The 23,893-nt window shown below is 59.1% G+C and carries 20 protein-coding genes; 19 read left to right on the top strand and 1 reads right to left on the bottom strand.

Translation table 11 applies throughout. From position 1 onward, the window contains the following. Nucleotide 1: 1 nt before the first annotated feature. The 19 genes from uppS (at nt 2) to ispD (ending at nt 22,840) form a co-directional block, all read left to right on the top strand. Nucleotides 2-757: a polyprenyl diphosphate synthase gene (gene uppS, locus ACFZPT_RS05100; RefSeq protein ID WP_034096241.1), complete on the top strand. Its 756-nt coding sequence runs from the start codon at nt 2-4 to the stop codon at nt 755-757. Then, nucleotides 758-1,567, top strand: coding sequence for a phosphatidate cytidylyltransferase (locus ACFZPT_RS05095; RefSeq protein WP_034096242.1), 810 nt, complete (start codon nt 758-760; stop codon nt 1,565-1,567). Then, nucleotides 1,564-2,754 carry a 1-deoxy-D-xylulose-5-phosphate reductoisomerase gene (gene ispC, locus ACFZPT_RS05090; protein ID WP_034112163.1) on the top strand — a complete coding sequence of 397 codons (1,191 nt, stop codon included), beginning with the start codon at nt 1,564-1,566 and terminating at the stop codon, nt 2,752-2,754. The genes ACFZPT_RS05095 and ispC overlap by 4 nt, the downstream gene beginning before the upstream one ends. Nucleotides 2,755-2,806: 52 nt before the next feature. After that, nucleotides 2,807-4,159 (top strand): sigma E protease regulator RseP, encoded by a 1,353-nt coding sequence (gene rseP, locus ACFZPT_RS05085; protein WP_034096244.1) that lies wholly within the window; start codon nt 2,807-2,809, stop codon nt 4,157-4,159. 74 nt (nt 4,160-4,233) lie between these two features. Next, entirely contained in the window at nt 4,234-6,621 is a 2,388-nt protein-coding gene (bamA, locus tag ACFZPT_RS05080; RefSeq protein ID WP_099312709.1) for an outer membrane protein assembly factor BamA, read from the top strand. Nucleotides 6,622-6,666: 45 nt separating this feature from the next. After that, nucleotides 6,667-7,170 (top strand): OmpH family outer membrane protein, encoded by a 504-nt coding sequence (locus ACFZPT_RS05075; protein ID WP_003219314.1) that lies wholly within the window; start codon nt 6,667-6,669, stop codon nt 7,168-7,170. A gap of 3 nt (nt 7,171-7,173) precedes the next feature. Then, nucleotides 7,174-8,229: a UDP-3-O-(3-hydroxymyristoyl)glucosamine N-acyltransferase gene (lpxD, locus tag ACFZPT_RS05070; protein WP_034112165.1), complete on the top strand. Its 1,056-nt coding sequence runs from the start codon at nt 7,174-7,176 to the stop codon at nt 8,227-8,229. A 111-nt stretch (nt 8,230-8,340) separates the two neighbouring features. Then, nucleotides 8,341-8,781: a 3-hydroxyacyl-ACP dehydratase FabZ gene (gene fabZ / locus ACFZPT_RS05065; RefSeq protein ID WP_003172281.1), complete on the top strand. Its 441-nt coding sequence runs from the start codon at nt 8,341-8,343 to the stop codon at nt 8,779-8,781. Next, on the top strand, nt 8,778-9,554 hold the full coding sequence (gene lpxA, locus ACFZPT_RS05060) for an acyl-ACP--UDP-N-acetylglucosamine O-acyltransferase (protein ID WP_034096247.1): 777 nt from the start codon (nt 8,778-8,780) through the stop codon (nt 9,552-9,554). The genes fabZ and lpxA overlap by 4 nt, the downstream gene beginning before the upstream one ends. 2 nt (nt 9,555-9,556) lie before the next feature. Beyond that, entirely contained in the window at nt 9,557-10,696 is a 1,140-nt protein-coding gene (lpxB, locus tag ACFZPT_RS05055; RefSeq protein ID WP_040267486.1) for a lipid-A-disaccharide synthase, read from the top strand. Continuing rightward, nucleotides 10,693-11,325, top strand: a complete 633-nt coding sequence (rnhB, locus tag ACFZPT_RS05050) for a ribonuclease HII (protein WP_034096249.1) — start codon at nt 10,693-10,695, stop codon at nt 11,323-11,325. Before lpxB ends, rnhB begins: the two co-directional genes overlap by 4 nt. Before the next feature lie 76 nt (nt 11,326-11,401). Continuing rightward, nucleotides 11,402-14,923 (top strand): DNA polymerase III subunit alpha, encoded by a 3,522-nt coding sequence (dnaE, locus tag ACFZPT_RS05045; protein ID WP_034096250.1) that lies wholly within the window; start codon nt 11,402-11,404, stop codon nt 14,921-14,923. Nucleotides 14,924-15,063: 140 nt separating this feature from the next. Beyond that, nucleotides 15,064-16,011 (top strand): acetyl-CoA carboxylase carboxyltransferase subunit alpha, encoded by a 948-nt coding sequence (locus ACFZPT_RS05040; RefSeq protein ID WP_099312707.1) that lies wholly within the window; start codon nt 15,064-15,066, stop codon nt 16,009-16,011. Between the two features lie 162 nt (nt 16,012-16,173). After that, complete coding sequence (gene tilS / locus ACFZPT_RS05035; protein WP_099312705.1) at nt 16,174-17,484, top strand: tRNA lysidine(34) synthetase TilS; 1,311 nt, start codon at nt 16,174-16,176, stop codon at nt 17,482-17,484. Between the two features lie 273 nt (nt 17,485-17,757). Further along, nucleotides 17,758-19,389 (top strand): CTP synthase, encoded by a 1,632-nt coding sequence (locus ACFZPT_RS05030; protein ID WP_034096253.1) that lies wholly within the window; start codon nt 17,758-17,760, stop codon nt 19,387-19,389. Nucleotides 19,390-19,393: 4 nt separating this feature from the next. Next, on the top strand, nt 19,394-20,239 hold the full coding sequence (gene kdsA / locus ACFZPT_RS05025) for a 3-deoxy-8-phosphooctulonate synthase (RefSeq protein ID WP_034096254.1): 846 nt from the start codon (nt 19,394-19,396) through the stop codon (nt 20,237-20,239). A 157-nt stretch (nt 20,240-20,396) separates the two neighbouring features. Beyond that, on the top strand, nt 20,397-21,686 hold the full coding sequence (gene eno, locus ACFZPT_RS05020) for a phosphopyruvate hydratase (RefSeq protein WP_034096255.1): 1,290 nt from the start codon (nt 20,397-20,399) through the stop codon (nt 21,684-21,686). Between the two features lie 171 nt (nt 21,687-21,857). Then, nucleotides 21,858-22,136: a cell division protein FtsB gene (gene ftsB, locus ACFZPT_RS05015; RefSeq protein WP_034096256.1), complete on the top strand. Its 279-nt coding sequence runs from the start codon at nt 21,858-21,860 to the stop codon at nt 22,134-22,136. Next, nucleotides 22,133-22,840 (top strand): 2-C-methyl-D-erythritol 4-phosphate cytidylyltransferase, encoded by a 708-nt coding sequence (gene ispD, locus ACFZPT_RS05010; protein WP_099312703.1) that lies wholly within the window; start codon nt 22,133-22,135, stop codon nt 22,838-22,840. The genes ftsB and ispD overlap by 4 nt, the downstream gene beginning before the upstream one ends. 122 nt (nt 22,841-22,962) lie before the next feature. Here the strand turns inward: ispD and ACFZPT_RS05005 are convergent, their stop codons facing one another. Beyond that, a complete protein-coding gene (locus tag ACFZPT_RS05005) occupies nt 22,963-23,859 on the bottom strand; it encodes a LysR substrate-binding domain-containing protein (protein WP_047881541.1) in 897 nt (298 codons plus the stop codon). Between the last annotated feature and the right edge of the window lie 34 nt (nt 23,860-23,893).

Here is a 23,893-nt window from a genome sequence, read left to right as displayed (position 1 = left end):
CATGGAAAAGACCAAGCAGACTGTGCCCTCCGTGGTGCCGCGCCATGTCGCGATCATCATGGATGGGAATAATCGCTGGGCGAAGAAACGCTTTATGCCGGGTGTTGCCGGGCATAAAGCGGGTGTCGATGCGGTGCGGGCGGTGATTGAGGTGTGTGCCGAGGCCAAGGTGGAGGTGCTCACGTTGTTCGCGTTCTCAAGTGAGAACTGGCAGCGCCCCGCCGAAGAAGTCAGCGCGTTGATGGATCTGTTCTTCAAGGCCCTTCGTCGAGAGGCCAAGCGTCTCAACGACAACAACATCAGCCTGCGCATTATTGGTGATCGCTCGCGGTTCCACCCGGAGCTGCAAGCGGCCATGCGCGAAGCTGAGGCCATCACCGCCGGAGCCGACCGTTTTGTGTTGCAGATTGCAGCTAACTACGGCGGCCAATGGGACATCGCCCAGGCTGCGCAGCGCTTGGCTCGCGAAGTCCAGGCCGGTCATCTGCGACCGGACGACATCACGCCCGAATTGCTGCAAACCTGCCTGGTCACCGGCGACCTGCCGTTGCCGGACTTGTGCATCCGCACCGGTGGCGAGCACCGCATCAGTAATTTCCTGTTGTGGCAGCTGGCTTACACCGAGTTGTACTTCTCCGACCTGTTCTGGCCGGACTTCAAACACGATGCCATGCGCACTGCACTGGCCGATTTCGCTTCTCGTCAGCGTCGCTTCGGTAAAACGAGCGAGCAGATCGAAGCTGGAGCCCGGGTTTAAATGCTAAAACAACGAATCATCACTGCTCTGATCCTGTTACCGATCGCCTTGTGTGGGTTTTTCCTGCTCGATGGTTCCGGTTTTGCGCTGTTTATTGGCCTGGTCGTGACCTTGGGTGCCTGGGAATGGGCGCGTCTGGCCGGTTTCACCGCTCAGTTGCCCCGCGTGGCCTACGCCGCGGTCGTGGCGCTGCTGTTGTTCCTGATGCATACCCTGTCGAGCATCGTGGTGCCATGGGTGTTGGGCGCTGCGGTACTGTGGTGGGCGCTGGCGACCTTTCTGGTGCTGACTTATCCGCGCACCAGCAGCCAGTGGTCCAGTGTCGCCAGCAAGCTGGTGATTGGCCTGTTGATTCTGTTGCCAGCCTGGCAGGGGTTGGTGGAAATCAAGAACTCGCCAATGGGTAACTGGCTGATCATGGCGGTGATGGTGTTGGTCTGGGGGGCTGATATTGGTGCCTACTTCTCGGGTCGAGCCTTTGGCAAGCGTAAGCTGGCTCCGGCCGTCAGTCCTGGCAAGAGCTGGGAAGGTGTGTACGGCGGCCTGGCATTGACCCTGGCCATCGCGCTGGTGGTCGGCGTGGTGCGTGGTTGGTCGGGAAAGGAAATTGTCCTAGCCTTGCTGGGCACCGCAATCGTGGTCTTCATCTCGGTGGTCGGAGACCTTACTGAAAGCATGTTCAAGCGCCAAGCCGGTATCAAGGACAGCAGTAATCTGCTGCCAGGGCATGGCGGCGTGCTTGATCGTATTGACAGTCTTACCGCCGCCATCCCGATCTTTGCCGTGTTGCTGTGGATGACCGCTTCGTGAGCCGCTTGCAGCAGGTCACCGTGCTGGGGGCGACCGGCTCGGTGGGATTGAGCACCTTGGATGTCATCGCGCGCCACCCGAATCGTTACCAGGTCTTCGCGCTTACAGGTTTTACGCGCCTCAGCGAGTTGCTGACGTTGTGCGTACGCCATGCACCGCGCTATGCCGTGGTGCCTGAGCCCATCGCGGCGCGTGGTTTGCAGGCTGATCTGCGCGCGGCCGGGCTCGCCACTCAAGTGTTGGTGGGGGAGGAGGGGCTGTGCCAGGTTTCGGCGGATGCCGAGGTCGACACGGTGGTTGCGGCTATCGTCGGTGCGGCGGGCCTGCGACCGACTCTTGCGGCAGTGGATGCGGGCAAGAAAATCCTGCTGGCCAATAAAGAAGCGCTGGTAATGTCCGGTGCGCTTTTTATGCAGGCCGTGCGCAAGAGCGGTGCGGTGCTGCTGCCGCTCGACAGTGAGCACAATGCTATTTTCCAGTGTATGCCGGGTGATTTTGCGCGAGGTTTGAGTCAGGTCGGCGTGCGGCGGATTCTACTCACTGCCTCGGGCGGTCCGTTCCGGCAAACACCGCTGGTCGAATTGGAGCATGTGTCTCCCGACCAAGCCTGCGCCCATCCTAACTGGTCGATGGGGCGTAAGATTTCCGTAGATTCGGCCAGCATGATGAACAAAGGCCTGGAGCTGATCGAGGCATGCTGGCTGTTCGATGCGCGCCCTGATCAGGTCGAGGTGGTGATTCATCCGCAAAGTGTGATTCATTCTCTCGTCGATTATGTGGACGGTTCGGTATTGGCCCAATTGGGCAATCCCGATATGCGCACGCCGATTGCCAATGCCTTGGCGTGGCCGGAACGCATCGATTCCGGTGTGGCCCCACTGGACCTGTTTGCAGTGGCTCGCCTGGATTTCGAAGCGCCGGACGAGCAGCGCTTTCCTTGTCTGCGCCTGGCGCGGCAAGCTGCCGAGGCAGGTAACAGTGCGCCGGCGATGCTCAATGCGGCCAACGAAGTGGCCGTAGCAGCGTTTCTCGAACGGCGCATCCGCTTCCCGCAGATCGCGAGTATCATCGAGGACGTGCTGAGTCTGGAGCCTGTCGTGGCGGTCGGCGATCTGGGTGCGGTGTTCGAGGCGGATACCAAGGCTCGCGTCCTTGCGCAACACTGGCTGAGCCGCAACGCGAAATAGTCTGTCGGCGCGTTGAGCCTTCTGGCACTGGATTGGAATGCGGAGAAATTAGATGAGTGCGCTTTATATGATTGTCGGCACCCTGGTTGCTCTGGGTGTGCTGGTTACCTTCCACGAATTCGGCCACTTCTGGGTGGCGCGTCGTTGCGGCGTCAAGGTACTGCGCTTTTCCGTCGGTTTTGGCATGCCGCTGGTGCGCTGGCATGATCGCCATGGCACTGAGTTCGTGGTCGCAGCCATTCCGTTGGGTGGCTACGTCAAAATGCTCGATGAGCGTGAAGGCGAAGTGCCGGCCGACCAGTTGGACCAATCCTTCAATCGCAAAACCGTTCGTCAGCGTATCGCCATTGTGGCGGCCGGTCCGATCGCCAACTTCCTGTTGGCCATGCTGTTTTTCTGGGTGTTGGCCATGCTGGGTAGCCAACAGATCCGTCCGGTGATCGGTGCGGTCGAGCCGGACAGCATTGCAGCTAAAGCGGGTTTGGTCGCCGGGCAGGAAATTGTTTCCATTGATGGCGAACCCACAACAGGCTGGGGCGCGGTCAATCTCCAACTGGTGCGTCGCCTGGGTGAAAGCGGCACCGTCAGCGTCATCGTGCGTGAGCAGGATTCAACTGCCGAAACCGCCCGTTCACTGGCATTGGATCACTGGCTAAAAGGGGCTGATGAGCCCGATCCGATCAAATCCCTGGGGATTCGCCCATGGCGGCCGGTGTTGCCGCCAGTGCTCGCGGAGCTGGACCCTAAAGGCCCGGCCCAGGCCGCAGGTCTGAAAACCGGCGACCGCCTATTGGCGCTCGATGGACAGGCGCTTAATGACTGGCAGCAGGTGGTCGATCTGGTGCGTGTTCGCCCTGATACCAAAATTGTGCTGAAAGTTGAGCGCGATAATGCTCAAATCGACGTCCCTGTAACGTTGGCGGCACGCGGGGAAGCCAAGGCGGCCGGCGGTTATCTGGGTGCTGGGGTCAAGAGTCCCGAGTGGCCGCCTTCGATGATGAGGGAGGTCAGCTACGGGCCGTTGGCGGCAATCGGCGAGGGTGCCAAACGCACTTGGACCATGAGTGTGCTGACGCTCGAATCCCTCAAGAAAATGTTGTTCGGCGAGCTCTCGGTAAAAAACTTGAGTGGGCCGATAACCATTGCTAAAGTGGCGGGCGCTTCTGCCCAGTCGGGTGTCGCGGATTTCCTGAATTTCCTGGCTTATCTGAGTATCAGCCTGGGTGTTCTGAATTTGCTGCCCATTCCGGTATTGGATGGGGGGCATCTGCTGTTTTATCTGGTCGAGTGGGTGCGTGGTCGCCCCTTGTCGGATCGTGTGCAGGGTTGGGGGATACAGATTGGTATCAGTTTGGTGGTTGGGGTGATGTTGTTAGCCCTGGTCAACGATCTGGGTCGTCTGTAACGCTTCGCTGAATTGCGAATCTGCCGCATTTTGCGGCAGTTTGTTTATTGCCAGTTGGAATAAGAAAGGACTTCATGAAACGTCTGCTGCTAACTGCGGTTCTCACCGTATTGATGATCGCCGAAGTTCACGCCGAGTCCTTCACCATCTCCGATATTCGCGTCAACGGCCTCCAGCGGGTTTCCGCGGGTAGCGTCTTTGGTGCCTTGCCGTTGAACGTCGGGGAACAGGCTGATGATCGTCGCCTGGTGGAATCCACTCGTGCGCTGTTCAAAACCGGGTTCTTTCAAGACATCCAACTGGGTCGAGAAGGCAACGTCCTGGTCATCAACGTCGTTGAGCGACCTTCCGTCGCCAGTATCGAGATCGAGGGCAACAAAGCGATCTCCACTGAAGACCTGATGAAGGGCCTTAAGCAATCTGGCTTGGCCGAAGGCGAAATCTTCCAGCGTGCCACCCTCGAAGGTGTACGTAACGAGCTACAACGCCAGTACGTAGCCCAGGGCCGCTACTCGGCGACCGTGGAAACGGAAGTAGTTCCGCAGCCGCGTAACCGTGTAGGCCTCAAGGTCAACATTAACGAAGGCACCGTGGCGGCCATTCAGCACATCAACGTGGTGGGCAACACCAAGTTTGCTGATGAAGACCTGGTCGATTTGTTCGAACTCAAAACCACCAACTGGTTGTCGTTCTTCAAGAACGATGACAAGTATGCTCGTGAAAAGCTCTCCGGTGACCTGGAACGTCTGCGCTCCTACTACCTGGACCGCGGCTATATCAACATGGATATCGCTTCGACCCAGGTGTCCATCACGCCGGACAAGAAACACGTCTATATCACTGTCAACGTCAACGAAGGCGAGAAGTACAAGGTTCGTGACGTGAAGCTCAGCGGTGACTTGAAAGTGCCTGAAGACCAGGTCAAGGCCCTGTTGCTGGTGCAGAAAGACCAGGTGTTCTCGCGCAAGCTGATGACCACCACTTCCGAACTGATCACGCGTCGTCTCGGTAACGAAGGCTATACCTTCGCCAACGTCAACGGCGTTCCAACGCCCCATGACGAAGATCACACCGTCGACATCACCTTCGTGGTGGATCCTGGCAAGCGTGCTTACGTTAACCGCATCAACTTCCGTGGCAACACCAAGTCTGCCGACGAAGTGCTGCGTCGTGAAATGCGTCAGATGGAAGGTGGCTGGGCGTCGACTTACCTCATCGATCAGTCCAAGACCCGTCTTGAGCGCCTGGGTTTCTTCAAGGAAGTAAACGTCGAAACACCGGCGGTGCCAGGTGTGGATGACCAAGTTGACGTGAACTACGCCGTTGAAGAGCAAGCGTCGGGCTCCATCACCGCCAGCGTCGGTTTCGCGCAGAGTGCCGGTCTGATTCTTGGTGGTTCGATCACCCAGAACAACTTCCTCGGTACCGGTAACAAGGTTTCCATCGGCCTGACCCGTAGCGAATACCAAAGCCGCTATAACTTCGGTTATGTCGACCCCTACTGGACCGCCGACGGTGTGAGCCTGGGCTACAACGCCTTCTACCGCACCACCGACTACAAAGATCTCGACGTAGACGTAGCTAGCTATGCGATCGACAGCCTGGGTGCTGGCGTGAACATCGGCTATCCGATCAGCGAAACCTCGCGCCTGACCTTCGGCTTGTCGGCGCAGCAGGATGAGATCAAGACCGGTGTCTACACCGTAGACGAAATCTTCGACTTCACCCGTCGTGAAGGCGACAAGTTCCTGAACTTCAAGGCCTCTGCTGGCTGGTCCGAGTCGACCCTGAACAAAGGTGTGCTCGCAACCCGCGGCCATTCCCAGAGCCTGACGGCGGAAGTCACCACGCCGGGCAGCGACCTGTCGTTCTTCAAGCTCGACTACCGTGGCCAGCTGTTCCAGCCATTGAGTGATAACTACACCATGCGCCTGCATACTGAGCTGGGCTACGGCGATGGTTATGGTTCGACCAATGGTCTGCCGTTCTATGAAAACTACTACGCAGGTGGTTTCAACTCGGTACGCGGCTTCAAGGACAGTACTCTTGGCCCGCGCGGTACGCCGAGTCGTGGTGTAGGTGTGACCGGTAACCAGGGCACCACGGCCGACTCGGACAACGACCCGCTGCCATTCGGTGGTAACGTGTTGATCCAAGGTGGTGCCGAAATTCTGTTCCCGCTGCCGTTCGTGAAAGATCAGCGTTCCCTGCGCACATCCGTATTCTGGGACGTGGGTAACGTGTTCGACTCCAAGTGCGAGCAGATCACCAACCCGAGCGGCGTGAAGTCCAACACCCAGTGTAACGACGTGAGCCTGAGCAACATGGCAAGCTCCGTGGGTGTGGGTGTGACGTGGGTGACCGCGCTGGGCCCGTTGAGCTTTGCTCTGGCCATGCCGATCAAGAAGCCGGATAACGCTGAAACCCAGATTTTCCAATTCTCCCTCGGCCAGACGTTCTAAGCGTTTGACCTAAGATAACGACAACGGATTCTGTAGGAGTACATCGTGCGTAAGTTGACTCAATTGGTTCTGCTGGCAACCGTGCTGGTAGCGACCCCGGCCTTCGCCGAAATGAAAATCGCCGTCCTGAACTATCAGATGGCGCTGCTGGAGTCCGACGCGGCCAAAAAATACGCCGTGGACGCTGAAAAGAAATTCGGTCCGCAACTGACCAAACTCAAGACACTGGAAAGCAGTGCCAAGGGCATCCAGGACCGTCTGGTGGCTGGTGGCGACAAGATGCAGCAAGGCGAGCGTGAGCGTCTGGAGTTGGAATTCAAGCAAAAGGCCCGTGACTACCAGTTCCAATCCAAGGAGCTGAACGAAGCCAAGGCTGTTGCCGACCGCGAAATGCTTAAGCAGCTCAAGCCTAAGCTCGACAGCGCCGTGGAAGAAGTCATCAAGAAAGGTGCCTTTGACCTGGTGTTCGAGCGTGGCGCTGTGATCGACGTCAAGCCTCAATACGACATCACCCGTCAGGTGATCGAGCGCATGAACCAGCTGAAGTAAGCCATGACCGCGACTATCAAGCTCGGCGAGTTGGCCGAGTTCCTGGGGGCCACATTGCGTGGCTCCCCGGAGAAGGAAATCACTGGGCTAGCCACCTTACAGGAGGCTGGCCCAGCTCAGTTGAGCTTCCTCGCAAACCCTCAGTACCGTAAATACCTTGTCGACAGTCGTGCCGCAGCCGTGTTGCTCAAAGCTGCCGACGCTGAAGGGTTCGCGGGGGAGGCGTTGGTGGTAGCGGACCCGTACCTGGCGTATGCCAAGGTGTCGCACCTGTTCGATCCAAAACCCAAAGCGGCAGGCGGTATTCATCCTTCAGCTGTGATTGCCGATGACGCTCAGGTTGACCCAGCGGCCAGCATTGGTGCCTTTGCGGTGATCGAGAGTGGTGCGCGCATCGCCGCAGGCGTCACGGTCGGGGCTCATTGCTTTATCGGTGCGCGTTGCGAGATCGGCGCCGATGGCTGGCTCGCGCCGCGGGTGACCCTGTACCACGATGTGCGAATCGGCCAGCGTGTGGTCATCCAGTCGGGTGCCGTGATCGGTGGCGAAGGCTTCGGCTTTGCCAAAGCCAAAGGCGTCTGGAACAAAATTGCCCAGGTCGGTGGCGTTCTGATCGGCGACGATGTGGAAATTGGCGTGAACACGGCGGTGGATCGTGGGGCCTTGGCCGATACCGTGATCGGTAATGGCGTGAAGCTCGACAATCAGATCCAGATCGCCCACAACGTGCAGATTGGCGATCACACCGCTATGGCCGCATGCGTGGGGATTTCCGGCAGTACCCGAATTGGCAAGCATTGTATGCTCGCCGGGGGGGTCGGGCTGGTTGGGCATATCGATATCTGCGACAACGTCTTCATCACCGGTATGACCATGGTGACCCATTCGATTACCGAGCCGGGCGCCTATTCCTCCGGTACCGCCATGCAGCCGGCGGCCGAATGGCGCAAGAGTGCGGCGCGTTTGCGGCAGCTTGATGATATGGCTCGACGTCTCAAACAGCTGGAAAAGCGTGTTGGAGAAGTGACCCCTGGCAGTAATGCTTCATCAGAAGGCTGATACCATTTTCATATCAAGTGTGTACAGCCGCTAGGCTGCCTCCTTGATTTGCTAGCGGGGCGTGCTTTTAGTCCGCCCGCCCCCAATCTTTATTACAGGCTTCCCCCCGAAATGATGGACATCAACGAGATTCGCGAATACCTGCCTCACCGTTACCCGTTCCTGCTGGTGGATCGCGTAGTGGACCTCAATGTTGAGGAAAAGCGCATTCGCGCCTACAAGAATGTCAGCATCAACGAACCGTTCTTCAATGGTCACTTTCCCGCACACCCCATCATGCCGGGCGTGTTGATCATCGAAGCGATGGCCCAGGCTGCCGGTATCCTTGGTTTCAAAATGCTCGACCTCAAGCCCGCCGATGGCACGCTTTACTATTTCGTGGGCTCGGACAAGCTGCGTTTCCGCAACCCGGTCACTCCAGGTGACCAGTTGATCCTGGAAGCTAAGTTCATCAGCTGCAAGCGCCAAATCTGGAAATTCGAGTGCCAGGCCTCGGTGGATGGCAAGCCGGTGTGCTCCGCCGAGATCATCTGCGCGGAACGCAAACTATGAGTTTGATTGACCCTCGCGCAATCATCGATCCGTCGGCCGTACTGGCCGCCGACGTTGAGGTCGGCCCCTGGTCGATCATCGGCGCAGGTGTGGAAATCGGCGAGGGGACTGTCATCGGGCCGCATGTGATCCTCAAAGGTCCGACCCGCATTGGCAAGCACAATCGCATCTACCAATTCTCCTCGGTAGGCGAAGACACACCGGACATGAAGTACAAAGGTGAAGAAACGCGCTTGGTTATCGGTGATCACAACATCATCCGAGAGGGCGTGACAATTCATCGCGGTACCGTGCAGGATCGCGCCGAAACCACCCTGGGTGATCACAATCTGGTTATGGCATATGCCCATATCGGTCATGACAGCGTCATCGGCAACCACTGCATCCTGGTGAATAACACCGCGTTGGCTGGGCATGTTCATGTTGATGACTGGGCGATTCTGTCCGGTTTTACCCTGGTGCATCAGTATTGCCATATCGGCGCCCATAGCTTCTCCGGCATGGGGACCGCCATCGGTAAGGACGTTCCGGCGTATGTCACGGTATTCGGCAACCCGGCCGAAGCGCGTAGCATGAACTTCGAAGGCATGCGCCGTCGCGGGTTCAGCGATGATGCCATCCATGCTCTGCGCCGCGCCTATAAGGTGGTTTATCGCCAGGGGCTGACCGTAGAGCAGGCATTGACCCAACTGACAGAGCCGGCTGCGTTGTTCCCGGAAGTTGCGGTGTTCCGTGACTCGATCCAGGCGTCGACGCGCGGCATCACCCGCTGACCATGGCCAATCTGCGTATAGCGCTGGTGGCCGGAGAAGCTTCCGGCGATATTTTGGGCGCAGGTCTTATGCGAGCCCTTAAGGCTCAGCATCCGGCGGTGGAGTTTATCGGTGTTGGCGGCCCGCTGATGCAGGCTGAAGGCCTGGCGTCCTACTTTCCCATGGAGCGCTTGTCGGTCATGGGGCTGGTGGAAGTATTGGGTCGTCTGCGCGAGTTGCTGGCGCGGCGCAAACTGCTGATCCAGACCTTGATCGAAGAAAAGCCTGACGTCTTTATCGGCATCGACGCACCGGATTTCACCCTCAATATCGAACTCAAGCTGCGTCAGGCCGGGATCAAGACCGTGCATTATGTCAGCCCGTCCGTGTGGGCCTGGCGGCAGAAGCGCGTGCTGAAGATTCGCGAGGGTTGCGACCTGATGCTGACCCTGTTGCCGTTCGAGGCCAAATTCTATGAAGAGAAGGGCGTGCCGGTGCGGTTTGTCGGGCACACCCTCGCCGACGCCATTCCCCTGCATGCCGACCGAGCCGCGGCCCGCGCCGAGTTGGGCTTGCCCGACGGCCCGCTGGTGGCGCTGATGCCGGGCAGCCGAGGCGGTGAAGTCGGACGTCTGGCCAGCGTCTTCTTCGATGCGGCCGAGCGCCTGATGGTCCTGAAGCCCGGCGTGCGGTTTGTATTGCCTTGTGCCAGCCCGCAACGTCGTGCGCAGATCGAAGCGCTGCTGCCAGGCCGCGACCTGCCGTTGACCTTGCTGGATGGCCAGTCCCATCTGGCTTTGGCGGCCTGCGATGCGGTCATGATCGCTTCGGGTACTGCCACGCTGGAGGCCTTGCTGTACAAGCGCCCTATGGTCGTGGCCTATCGTTTGGCGCCGCTGACCTTCTGGATTCTCAAGCGCATGGTCAAGAGCCCTTACATCTCCCTGCCCAACCTGTTGGCCCAACGCCTGTTGGTGCCGGAGTTGTTGCAGGACGATGCTACGCCGGACGCCCTGGCGCAGACCCTACTACCCTTGATCGACGGCGGCGAAGAACAGACCCGTGGGTTCGACGCCATTCACCGCACGTTGCGCCGTGATGCCTCGAACCAGGCAGCCGACGCCGTGCTGAACTTGATCGGCAAACAACAGGAAGCTTTATGAGTACGCAAATGGGCCTGGATTTCAGCCTGGTTGCCCAAGCCCATGAGCTGGTGGCCGGCGTCGATGAAGTAGGACGTGGCCCACTGTGCGGTGCGGTGGTCACGGCGGCGGTCATTCTGGATCCGAATCGACCGATCCTGGGACTGAACGATTCGAAAAAACTCACCGAAGCACGCCGTGAAAAGCTGTATGACGAAATCTGTGAAAAAGCCTTGAGTTGGCATATCGCCCGGGCCGAAGTCGAAGAAATCGACACGCTCAATATTCTCCACGCCACGATGCTGGCGATGCAGCGGGCGGTCGAAGGCCTGCACATCACGCCGAAGATGGCGATGATCGACGGCAACCGTTGCCCGAAACTGAGCATGCCGTCGGAAGCGGTGGTCAAGGGTGATAGCAAGGTGCCGGCGATTGCCGCGGCCTCGATTCTGGCCAAAGTCAGTCGTGATCGGGAAATGGCTGCATTTGAACTCATCTACCCAGGTTATGGCATCGGCGGGCATAAAGGCTACCCGACGCCCGTTCATCTGGAAGCTCTCGCACGCCTTGGCCCGACGCCGATTCATCGCCGCTCCTTCGCCCCGGTGCGCCAGGCTTACGAGCTGCGCGAGAGCTTCAGCGAGGTTTAGTCGCGAGGCTGATGTTTTTGCCAAGGCCCGGTACAATCCGGGCCTTGTTGTCTCCATGTATTAGAACAGGATCACTATGCCGGCTTCATTCGTTCACCTGCGCCTGCACACTGAATACTCCCTGGTCGACGGCCTGGTACGGATCAAACCCCTGGTCAAAACCCTGGTGGGCATGAACATGCCTGCGGTAGCGGTGACTGATCAGAACAACATGTGTTCCCTGGTCAAGTTCTATAAAAATGCCATGGCCGCCGGCATCAAGCCGATCTGCGGCGCCGACCTGTGGCTGTCCAACAAAGACCCCGACAACCCCTTGAGCCGCATCAGCCTGTTGGCGATGAATGGCGTCGGCTATCGCAACCTCACCGAACTGATTTCCCGCGGTTTTATCGACGGTCAGCGCAATGGCTCGATCATCATCGAGCGCGAGTGGGTGGCCGAAGCCAGCGAAGGGCTGATCATGCTGTCCGCCGCTAAAGAGGGCGAGATCGGTATCGCGCTGCTGGGCGGCAATCCCCAGGAAGCCGAAGTGCTGGCCCGCGAGTGGATGCAGGTTTTTCCCGACCGTTTCTATTTGGAAGTGCAGCGCACCAATCGGCCCAACGATGAAGAGCACCTGCACGCCGCCGTAGCATTGGCCGACAAACTCGGTGCGCCGCTGGTGGCGACCAATGATGTGCGCTTTATCAAGAAGGAAGATTTCGAGGCCCACGAAACCCGAGTGTGCATCGGCGAAGGCCGAGCCCTGGATGACCCGCGCCGTTCGAAGAATTACAGCGAAGAGCAGTACCTTAAAAGCGCCGAAGAAATGGCCGAGCTGTTCAGCGACCTGCCTGAGGCCCTGGAAAACTCTGTCGAGATCGCCAAGCGCTGCAATATCGAAGTGAAGCTGGGCAAGCACTTCCTGCCTAACTTCCCGATTCCCGATGGCATGACCATCGATGAATATTTCCGCAAGGTCTCGTTCGATGGCCTTGAGGAGCGGCTGGCGGTCCTGCTGCCCAAGGAAACCACCGAAGACTATGAAGCCAAGCGCCAGGTCTATGTCGACCGGTTGAATTTCGAGCTGGATATCATTATCCAGATGGGGTTCCCCGGTTACTTCCTGATCGTGATGGACTTTATTCAGTGGGCCAAGAACAACGGCGTGCCGGTGGGCCCGGGCCGGGGGTCAGGTGCTGGCTCGCTGGTGGCCTATGTGCAGAAGATCACCGACCTTGACCCGCTGGAATACGACCTGCTGTTCGAGCGATTCCTGAACCCGGAGCGGGTTTCCATGCCCGACTTCGACGTCGACTTCTGCATGGACGGTCGCGATCGCGTGATCGAATACGTGGCCGAAAAATATGGCCGCAACGCCGTGAGCCAGATCATTACCTTCGGTTCCATGGCGGCCAAGGCGGTGATCCGCGACGTGGCGCGGGTGCAGGGCAAGTCCTACGGCCTGGCTGATCGTCTGTCGAAGATGATCCCGTTCGAAGTCGGCATGACCCTGGAGAAGGCTTACGAGCAGGAAGAGATCCTGCGCGATTTCATCAAAGTCGACGAAGAAGCCGCCGAAATCTGGGAGATGGCCCGCAAACTTGAGGGCGTAGTGCGTAACGTCGGTAAGCACGCCGGTGGCGTGGTGATCGCGCCTACCAAACTCACCGATTTTTCGCCGATCTATTGCGACGAAGAAGGCGACGGCCTGGTAACCCAGTTCGACAAGGATGACGTGGAGGCGGCCGGCCTGGTGAAGTTCGACTTCCTCGGCCTGCGTACCCTGACCATCATCGACTGGGCCCTCAAAACCATCAACCGCGACCGCGCCAAGGTGGGCGAGGAACCGCTGGATATCGCCTTTATTCCGCTGGACGACAAGCCGACCTACACCCTGCTGCAAAAAGCCGAAACCACGGCGGTGTTCCAGCTTGAATCCCGCGGTATGAAAGAGCTGATCAAAAAGCTCAAGCCCGACTGCCTGGAAGACTTGATCGCACTGGTGGCCCTGTTCCGTCCGGGCCCGCTGCAATCAGGCATGGTGGATGACTTCATCAACCGTAAGCACGGGCGTGCCGAGCTGGCGTACCCGCATTCCGATTACCAATATGAAGGCCTAAAGCCAGTATTGGCGCCGACCTACGGCATCATCCTGTATCAGGAACAGGTGATGCAGATTGCTCAGGTGATGGCGGGCTATACCCTGGGCGGCGCCGACATGCTGCGTCGTGCGATGGGTAAGAAGAAGCCTGAGGAAATGGCCAAGCAGCGTGGTGGTTTCATTGAGGGTTGCGCCACTAACAATATCGACGCCGATCTGGCGGGTAACATCTTCGACCTGGTGGAGAAATTCGCCGGTTACGGCTTCAACAAGTCCCACTCTGCCGCCTATGGCTTGGTGTCGTACCAGACCGCCTGGTTGAAAGCGCACTATCCTGCGCCATTCATGGCAGCGGTGCTGTCGGCGGATATGCACAACACCGACAAGGTCGTGACCTTGATCGAGGAAGTGCGCACCATGAAGCTGCGCCTCGACGCGCCGGACGTGAACGCCTCGGAGTTCAAGTTCACGGTCAACGACGAAGGCCGCATTATCTATGGCCTGGGTGCGATCAAGGGCGTGGGCGAGGGCCCGGTGGAAGCCATCACCGAAGCGCGTCAGGACGGGCCTTTCAAAGATCTGTTCGACTTCTGCGCGCGGGTCGATCTCAAACGTATCAACAAGCGAACCCTGGATGGCTTGATCCGCAGTGGCGCACTCGACCGTCTCGGCCCTTATTTCCATGATGAGCCCAAGGCTTATCAGGCCAATATCGACCGCAACCGCGCGGTGCTGCTGGCCGCTATGGAAGAAGCGATCAAGGCCGCCGAACAGACCGCCCGCACCCACGACAGTGGGCATGCCGACCTGTTCGGCGGTTTGTTCGTCGAAGAAGACGCGGACGTGTACGCCAATCACCGCAAGGCCAAGGAGTTAACCCTCAAGGAGCGGCTCAAGGGCGAAAAAGACACCTTGGGCCTCTATCTCACCGGCCACCCGATCGACGAGTACGAAGGGGAAATCCGCCGTTTCGCCCGTCAGCGCATCATCGACCTGAAACCGGCGCGGGATACCCAGACCGTGGCCGGCATGATCATTGCGCTGCGGGTGATGAAAAATAAAAAGGGCGACAAGATGGGGTTCATCACCCTTGACGACCGTTCGGGCCGGATCGAAGCCTCATTGTTCGCCGATGCGTTCCACTCTGCTCAGTCGCTTTTGCAGACCGACGCCATGGTGGTGGTGGAAGGGGAGGTCAGCAACGACGACTTCTCCGGCGGCCTGCGCCTGCGGATCAAGCGTGTAATGAGCATGGAAGATGCCCGCACCAACCTGGCCGAAAGCCTGCGCCTGAAAGTTAAAACCGAGGCGCTCAAGGGCGATCAGCTACGCTGGTTGGGTGAGTTGCTCAAGCGGCATCGGGGCGCGTGCCCGGTGACCATGGAGTACACCGGTAACGATGCCAAGGCCATGCTCCAGTTTGGCGAGACCTGGCGAATTGATCCCGCCGACGGCTTGATTCAAGCTTTGCGTGACCAGTTCGGGCGAGACAACGTCTTCCTCCAATACCGTTGATGGCTGGCCCGGTAGTGGCATTCAGCGTGATCGACAAAACATTTAATCTCGACCTAAACGCGCCTCTCCCTTAAGGTAGGGCGCGAATAGACAACCGGCTGGCCAGGCACTCCCTGGCCGTCGACCCAAGACGGACGCTTATGAACCCGAATTTTCTTGATTTCGAACAGCCGATCGCTGACCTGCAAGCCAAGATCGAAGAGCTGCGCCTGGTCGGCAATGACAATTCGCTGAATATCGGCGATGAAATCGCCCGCCTGCAAGACAAGAGCAGCGCGCTCACCGAAGACATCTTCGGCAAACTGACCAGCTGGCAGATCGCGCGCCTGGCCCGCCACCCGCGCCGGCCTTACACCCTGGATTACATCCAGCACATTTTTACCGAGTTCGACGAACTGCACGGTGATCGTCACTTCTCCGACGACGCGGCTATCGTGGGCGGTATTGCGCGTCTGGACGACCAGCCAGTGATGGTGATCGGTCACCAGAAAGGCCGTGAAGTTCGCGAGAAGGTGCGCCGCAACTTCGGTATGCCGCGTCCGGAAGGCTACCGCAAGGCGTGCCGTCTGATGGAAATGGCCGAGCGTTTCAAGATGCCGATCCTGACCTTTATCGATACCCCGGGCGCTTACCCAGGCATCGACGCCGAAGAGCGCAACCAGAGCGAAGCGATCGCCTGGAACCTGCGCGTGATGGCTCGTCTGAAAACGCCGATCATCGCCACCGTGATTGGTGAGGGTGGTTCCGGCGGTGCATTGGCGATTGGCGTCTGCGACCAGTTGAACATGCTGCAATATTCGACCTATGCGGTGATCTCGCCGGAAGGCTGCGCCTCGATCCTGTGGAAAACCGCCGAAAAAGCGCCGGACGCCGCCGAAGCCATGGGCATCACCGCCGATCGCCTTAAAGGGCTGGGTATCGTCGACAAAGTGATCGCCGAGCCACTGGGCGGCGCCCATCGTGACCCGGCTGCCGCTGCCGCGACCATCCGCGCAGAGTTGGGCTCGCAGCTGGCGATGCTCAAGAAGCTGGATAACGAAGCGCTGTTGGCTCGTCGTTATGAGCGCCTGATGAGCTACGGTCTCTAAAGTCGCAGCAGTACTAATGTGGGAGGGGGCTTGCCCCCGATAGCGGTGGATCAGTCAGCAAATGCAGGGACTGACACTCAGCAATCGGGGCGCAATCCCTCTCCCACATTTGCTTTGTGTATGCTTGGTCAACGTATTCCAGATTTGCGGCGGTAGCGTTTGATGAAACCAACTTTACCCGCCAAACTCCTGCAAGCCCTGGCCCCCTGGCGCGACGCCCCGGCTTGGCATATCGCTTTCTCTGGCGGTCTTGATTCCACTGTGCTGCTGCATCTCCTGGCCACCGCCAAACCCCTTGTGCCTCTAAGCGCCGTCCATATCCACCATGGCTTGCAAGCCGCTGCCGACGCTTGGCCAAGCCATTGCCAGTCGGTGTGCGACTACCTGGGAGTCCCCTTGCGTATCATGCGCGTGCAAGTGCCGTCCGGTGCCAGTCTCGAGCGTGCGGCGCGTGATGCGCGTTATCAGGCGTTTGCGCAAGTTATCGGAGCAGGGGAGGTGATGCTCACCGCCCAGCATCGCGAAGACCAGGCCGAAACCTTGCTGTTTCGGCTGTTACGCGGCGCAGGCGTACGGGGGTTGGCAGCCATGCCCGTGCACCGTCCGTTGGCGGGCGGGCACTTGGTCCGCCCGTTGTTGGGCGTCTCTCGGGCAGAGCTGGAAGCCTATGCCGTGGAGCATCAGCTTCAATGGATCGCAGACCCTTCCAATGCAGACAATCGCTTCTCCCGCAATTACCTGCGCCACCGCGTATTCCCGATACTGACCGAGCGCTGGCCGCAAGCCGTCCCCGGGCTGGCCCGCAGTGCCGAGCACTTGAGTGAAGCCCAGGGCCTGCTCGATGAGTTGGCCAGGATGGATCTGCAAGCCGCCGAACAACCTTCAGCGTTTCCCTGGTTGGGCTTGCCATCCCTGGCGCTTGCTCCGCTGCGAGAGCTTTCCGATGCCCGTCAGCGCAATGCTTTGCGCCATTGGCTGAATCCGCTGACACGCCTGCCCGACAGCGATCACTGGGTCGGCTGGCAATCCTTACGTGATGCCAAGCACGACGCACAACCGTTATGGTCTCTGGCTGCTGGGCAAATACACCGTTGCGGTGAGCGCATCTGGTGGTTGCCTTCCTGCTGGTCGGAATTTTCCGATGTGCCGGTGAGCTGGTCTGATGCGCAACGCCCGCTACAGTTACCCGGTAATGGTGAGCTGAGATTTTGCGGCAAGGCGCCCGCAGGTCCGTTGGAGGTCCGTTACCGCCAGGGCGGTGAAATCGTCGATGTGCCAGGCCGCGGTCGACGGGATCTGAAGCGCTTGCTCAACGAAAGCGGTTTACCGGGCTTCGTCCGTGGCAGATTGCCGCTGCTGTATCGAGGAGGATTTTTAGTGGGGGTGCCCAACCTTGCGGGATTGTGGGCGCCGCCCAGTCAGGACTGGCAATTGCATTGGATGCCACAGACCTGCGATCAAGGTTTGAGCTGATAGAGCCTTTCCGGTAGACTACGCTCCCTTCTTGATACAACTTCTGTGGATTCGCCTGAATCGCAGCAGTTGCCGATTACCAAGCAGTCTTTGCTGGGCGATTCCAAAAAATGTGTAGCGATCAACGTACCGGTGTTTCATTGCTGGTCTGTCACAACGCGGCGGTTTTTTTGAAAGGTGCACTGTGATTAATGCAGGTGATCGGGGGCTTCGGCCTCTCTTCGCTTTCCCCGGCGGCTCGGACCGCTTTAACGCAGACTTCTAGGGTTTTTCATGACGCGCTACATATTCGTCACGGGCGGTGTTGTTTCTTCATTGGGGAAAGGCATTGCCTCCGCTTCATTGGCGGCCATCCTGGAGGCGCGGGGGCTTAAAGTCACCATGCTCAAGCTGGACCCGTACATCAACGTCGACCCGGGCACCATGAGCCCGTTCCAGCACGGTGAAGTGTTCGTCACCCACGACGGCGCCGAGACTGACCTGGACCTGGGCCACTACGAGCGGTTCATCCGCACGACCATGACCCAGAACAACAACTTCACCACCGGCCGTGTCTACGAACACGTGCTGCGCAAAGAGCGCCGTGGTGACTACCTGGGTGCGACCATCCAGGTTATTCCGCACATCACTGACGAAATCAAGCGCCGCATCATCAAGGGTGCGGGCGATGCTGACGTGGCGATGGTCGAGATCGGTGGCACCGTGGGTGACATCGAATCCCAACCGTTCCTCGAAGCCATCCGCCAGTTGCGTTTCGAAGTCGGCGCCAAGCGCGCGATGCTGATGCACCTGACTTTGGTGCCATACATCGCCACCGCCGGCGAAACCAAAACCAAGCCTACCCAGCACTCGGTCAAGGAACTGCGTTCCATCGGCCTGCAGCCGGACGTGCTGGTCTGCCGTTCCGATCATCCGATCGACATTTCCTCGCGTCGCAAGATCGCGCAGTTCACCAACGTTGAAGAACGTGCGGTAATTGCCCTGGAAGACGCCGACACCATCTACAAGATCCCGGGCATCCTGCATTCGCAAGGTCTGGATGATTTTGTGGTCGAACGTTTCGGCCTGCAGTGTGGCGGCGCGGACTTGTCCGAGTGGGATGCAGTGGTCGACGCCAAGCTCAACCCTGAGCACGAAGTCACCATCGCCATGGTCGGCAAGTACATGGAGCTGCTGGACGCGTACAAGTCGCTGATCGAAGCGATGAGCCACGCCGGTATCAGCAACCGCACCAAGGTCAACCTGCGCTATATCGATTCCGAAGACATCGAGAACCAAGGCACTGCGCTGCTCGAAGGCGTGGACGCGATCCTCGTACCTGGCGGTTTCGGCTTGCGCGGAGTGGAAGGCAAGATCACGGCCGTTCAATACGCCCGTGAGAACAAGGTTCCGTACCTGGGTATCTGCCTGGGCATGCAAGTGGCCGTCATCGAATTCGCCCGGAACGTGTTGGGCTGGAAAGACGCCAACTCCACCGAGTTCGACAGCAAGAGCGGTCACCCGGTCGTGGGCCTGATCACCGAGTGGGAAGACGCCACCGGTGCGGTCGAAGTACGTACCGAGGCCTCCGACCTGGGCGGCACCATGCGCCTGGGCGCGCAGGATTGCCTGCTGGAGCCGGGCTCGCTGGTTCACGACTGCTACGGCAAGGACGTGATCGTCGAGCGTCACCGTCACCGCTACGAAGTGAACAACAACCTGCTGCCGCAGATCAAAGAGGCCGGCCTGAAAATCTCCGGTCGCTCGGGCGATGGCGCGTTGGTTGAAGTGGTCGAGGCGCCGGATCATCCGTGGTTCGTGGCTTGCCAGTTCCACCCCGAGTTCACCTCGACACCGCGCGACGGTCACCCACTGTTCAGCGGTTTCGTCAAAGCTGCACTGACGCAACATCAGAAGAAGGCGTAAACCGATGGCCCAGAAGATCATTCGCGTAGGCGATATCGAGATTGCCAACGACAAGCCCATGGTGCTGTTCGGCGGCATGAACGTACTGGAAAGTCGCGACATGGCGATGCAGGTCTGTGAAGAATATGTGCGGGTCACCCAGAAGCTGGGCATCCCTTATGTATTCAAGGCCAGCTTCGACAAGGCCAACCGTTCGTCTGTGACGTCCTATCGCGGCCCAGGCCTTGAAGAAGGCATGCGGATCTTCCAGGACATCAAGCAAGCCTTCGGCGTGCCGGTCATCACTGACGTCCACGAGCCTGCGCAGGCGGCCGTGGTCGCCGAAGTGTGTGACATCATTCAGTTGCCGGCCTTTCTGTCGCGCCAGACCGACCTCGTGGTCGCCATGGCCAAGACCGGTGCAGTGATCAATATCAAGAAAGCCCAGTTCCTTGCGCCTCAGGAAATGAAACACATTCTGAGCAAGTGCGTGGAAGCGGGTAACGACCAGTTGATCCTCTGCGAGCGCGGTTCCAGCTTCGGCTACAACAATCTCGTGGTGGACATGCTCGGTTTCGGCATCATGAAACAGTTCGAATACCCGGTGTTCTTCGACGTGACCCACGCGCTGCAAATGCCCGGTGGTCGCTCGGACTCCGCAGGCGGGCGTCGCGCCCAGGTCACCGACCTGGCCAAGGCCGGCATGAGCCAATCCCTGGCCGGCCTGTTCCTGGAAGCCCACCCGGACCCGGATAACGCCAAGTGCGACGGCCCTTGTGCCCTGCGCCTGGATAAACTTGAACCGTTCCTGGCCCAGCTCAAGCAGTTGGACGAACTGGTCAAGAGTTTTCCGACGGTAGAGACCGCGTAAGCCGGGTTTCTCCGGTAGAGTATCCCACGCTAAACGCTCAGGCCTGCGGGCCTGAGTCTTGTCGCCTGCAAGCCTGCCCCGTTGTTCCACCCTTGCGGTCGGTCAAAAGTTTTCCTTCAGCTGCGTCGTTTTCGTCAACTTTGGAGTGTTTACAACAATGGCAAAAATCGTCGACATCAAAGGTCGTGAAGTTCTCGACTCCCGTGGCAACCCCACCGTCGAAGCCGACGTGCTTCTCGATAACGGCATCATCGGCAGCGCTTGTGCGCCGTCCGGTGCTTCCACCGGTTCGCGCGAAGCGCTGGAACTGCGTGATGGCGACAAGAGCCGTTACCTGGGTAAGGGTGTCCTCAAGGCTGTCGCCAACATCAATGGTCCGATCCGTGACCTGCTGCTGGGTAAAGACCCGCTGGATCAGAAAGCCCTGGACCACGCGATGATCAAGCTCGACGGCACTGACAACAAAGGCAGCCTGGGCGCCAACGCCATCCTCGCCGTATCCCTGGCCGCCGCCAAGGCCGCTGCCCAGGACCAGGACCTGCCGTTGTACGCGCACATCGCCAACCTGAACGGCACCCCAGGCGTCTACTCGATGCCCGTACCGATGATGAACATCATCAACGGTGGCGAGCATGCCGATAACAACGTCGACATCCAGGAATTCATGGTGCAGCCGGTTGGCGCCAAGACCTTCTCCGAAGGCCTGCGCATGGGCACCGAGATTTTCCATCACCTCAAAGCCGTACTCAAAGCCCGTGGCTTGAGCACTGCGGTCGGCGACGAAGGCGGTTTCGCACCGAACCTGGCGTCCAACGAAGATGCGCTGAAAGTTATCTCCGAAGCCGTGGCCAACGCTGGCTACACCCTGGGCACCGACGTGACCCTGGCCCTGGACTGCGCGGCCAGCGAGTTCTACGAAGACGGTAAATACAACCTGTCCGGCGAAGGCCAGGTGTTCAACTCCGAAGGTTTTGCCGAGTACCTGAAGGGCCTGACCCAGCGCTACCCGATCATCTCGATCGAAGACGGCCTGGACGAGTCCGACTGGGATGGCTGGAAGATTCTCACCGACAAGATCGGCGAGAAGATCCAACTGGTGGGCGACGACCTGTTCGTGACCAACACCAAGATCCTGAAAGAAGGCATCGATAAAAAGATCGCCAACTCGATCCTGATCAAGTTCAACCAGATCGGTACCCTGACCGAGACCCTGGAAGCCATCCAGATGGCCAAGGCCGCAGGTTATACCGCTGTGATCTCGCACCGCTCCGGCGAAACCGAAGACTCGACCATTGCCGACCTGGCCGTGGGCACCTCGGCTGGCCAGATCAAGACCGGCTCGCTGTGCCGTTCCGACCGCGTTTCCAAGTACAACCAATTGCTGCGTATCGAAGAGCAACTGGCTGGCAAAGCCAAGTACAACGGTCGCGGTGAGTTTCGCGGCTGAGGGTTAAATGGTAAAAAGTCGGCGGATTGCGTCGGAAAACTCACGACAGGGTGAATTTCGGCGTTAATCTGGTGACTATCTAGCACAAGCCTGGTTCTTCCAGGCTTCGTGCTATCAGTTGCTTCAAAAGTTTTGCATGGCTGTCTTTTTCCACTGGATACCCGATATTCGATGCGCAGTCCCAATTGGTTGTTTCTTGTCTTGCTCTTGCTGCTGGCTGGCCTGCAGTACCGCCTATGGGTAGGTAATGGCAGCTTTGCGCAGGTAAAAGACCTGACCCAACAAATTGCCGATCAGCGTGCCGAGAACGAACGCTTGCTGGAGCGCAACCGCGTGCTCGATGCCGAGGTCCTTGAGTTGAAAAAGGGCACGGAGACCGTCGAAGAGCGGGCTCGCCATGAGTTGGGCATGGTCAAGGAGGGTGAAACCCTCTACCAGTTGGCCCAATGAGTCAGCGTTTGCCGGCCTTCTGGGCCGTGATTCCTGCCGCGGGCGTTGGTGCCCGTATGGCCGCGGACCGTCCCAAGCAATACCTGCAACTGGGCGGACGCACGATTCTCGAACACAGCCTCGGCTGTTTCCTCGACCACCCCTTTCTCAAGGGCCTGGTGGTCAGCCTCGCTTCTGATGATCCTTATTGGCCCGCCCTGGCGTGTGCTGCCGACCCGCGTATCCAACGCGCGGACGGTGGTGCGGAGCGTTCGGGCTCGGTACTCAACGCGCTGCTGCAGCTCAATGCCCTGGGCGCCTGCGATGACGATTGGGTCTTGGTGCATGATGCGGCGCGGCCTAACCTGAGCCGTGATGATCTCGATAAATTGCTGGCTGAGTTGGCGGACGATCCGGTCGGTGGCCTGCTGGCGGTGCCGGCTCGCGATACCCTCAAGCGCGTCGACAAGCAGGGGCGGGTGGTGGAGACCGTCGATCGCAGTTTGATCTGGCAAGCCTATACGCCGCAGATGTTCCGCCTCGGGGCCTTGCATCGCGCATTGGCCGACAGCCTGGTGGCCGATGCGCTGATCACTGATGAAGCCTCGGCGATGGAATGGTCCGGGCAGGCGCCGCGCTTGATCGAAGGGCGCTCGGATAATATCAAGGTGACCCGTCCGGAAGATCTGGAGTGGTTACGACTGCGTTGGGCCAATCGTCGATAGTCAGTTGCACCGGGTCGACTTCATCGCAGGCAAGCCACATTCGATCACCTTCTCCCCATGCCGCTCGGTCAACTGTGTGAGCCGGGCTTGCCCGCGATGAGCCCCATCTAGACATCCAATACTCAACCGCTGTACTCCGGCCGCTCGGCCAAGCCCTCCTTCAAGAAATCCACCAACTTCCTGACCTTTGGCGATAAATGTCGTTGCTGCGGATACAGCGCCCACACCGCCGTATTCGGTGGTTGATGGGCCTCCAGCAGCGACACCAGTGCGCCCGTGTGCAGGTGCTCCAGCACGTAATAGTCCGGCAGCTGGCACAAACCCACACCTTGCAGCGCCGCATCCAACACGGCTTGCCCACTGTTGCAGCGCCAGTTTCCCTGCACGCGCTGGGCAAATTCGCGTCCGTCCTGGGCCAATTGCCAAATGTCCGAACTGCCGATCAGACAATTGTGCCGAGTCAATTCCGACAAGCTATGTGGCCGACCATACCGTGCCAGGTAGGACGGTGAAGCGCACAGGTACATGCGTCGCGGCGCGAGGCGGCTGGCGACCATACGCGAGTCTTGCAGGCGGCCCAGGCGAATCGCCAGGTCGAGGCCTTCGTGCACCAGGTCCAGCTGACGGTTGCTCAGTTCGATATCCACTCGCAGCTGTGGATACAGGCGCATAAATCGGGTCACCAGCGGCACGATAAAGCGCTCGCCGTAAGCCACGGCACAGGTCATGCGCAACATGCCCTTGGGTTCGCTGGTCAGGTCGCCCACGGCACGCAAGGCTTCTTCGCGGCCATCCTGCAGGCGTTGGCAATGCTGCAAAAAGGTCTGGCCGGCCTCGGTCAAGGTGACCTTGCGGGTACTGCGATAAAGCAGCCGTGTTTGCAGTCGGTCTTCCAGGCGCGCGACTTGCCGGCTGATATGGGATGACGAAACCCCAAGACGCTCAGCGGCGGCGGTGAACTGGCTGCACTCGGCGACTGCGACGAACTCGTCGATGCCTTCCCAGCGGTTTTCCTGCATAGTGATTATCCCTGTGCAGCAATAAAGTTTTGCT

This window comes from Pseudomonas sp. MD330_10 (assembly GCF_042610415.1).
Classification (GTDB): domain Bacteria; phylum Pseudomonadota; class Gammaproteobacteria; order Pseudomonadales; family Pseudomonadaceae; genus Aquipseudomonas; species Aquipseudomonas rhodesiae.
The sequence above is the reverse complement of the archived record's forward strand: the minus strand, read 5'-3'. Positions and strand labels throughout refer to the sequence as shown.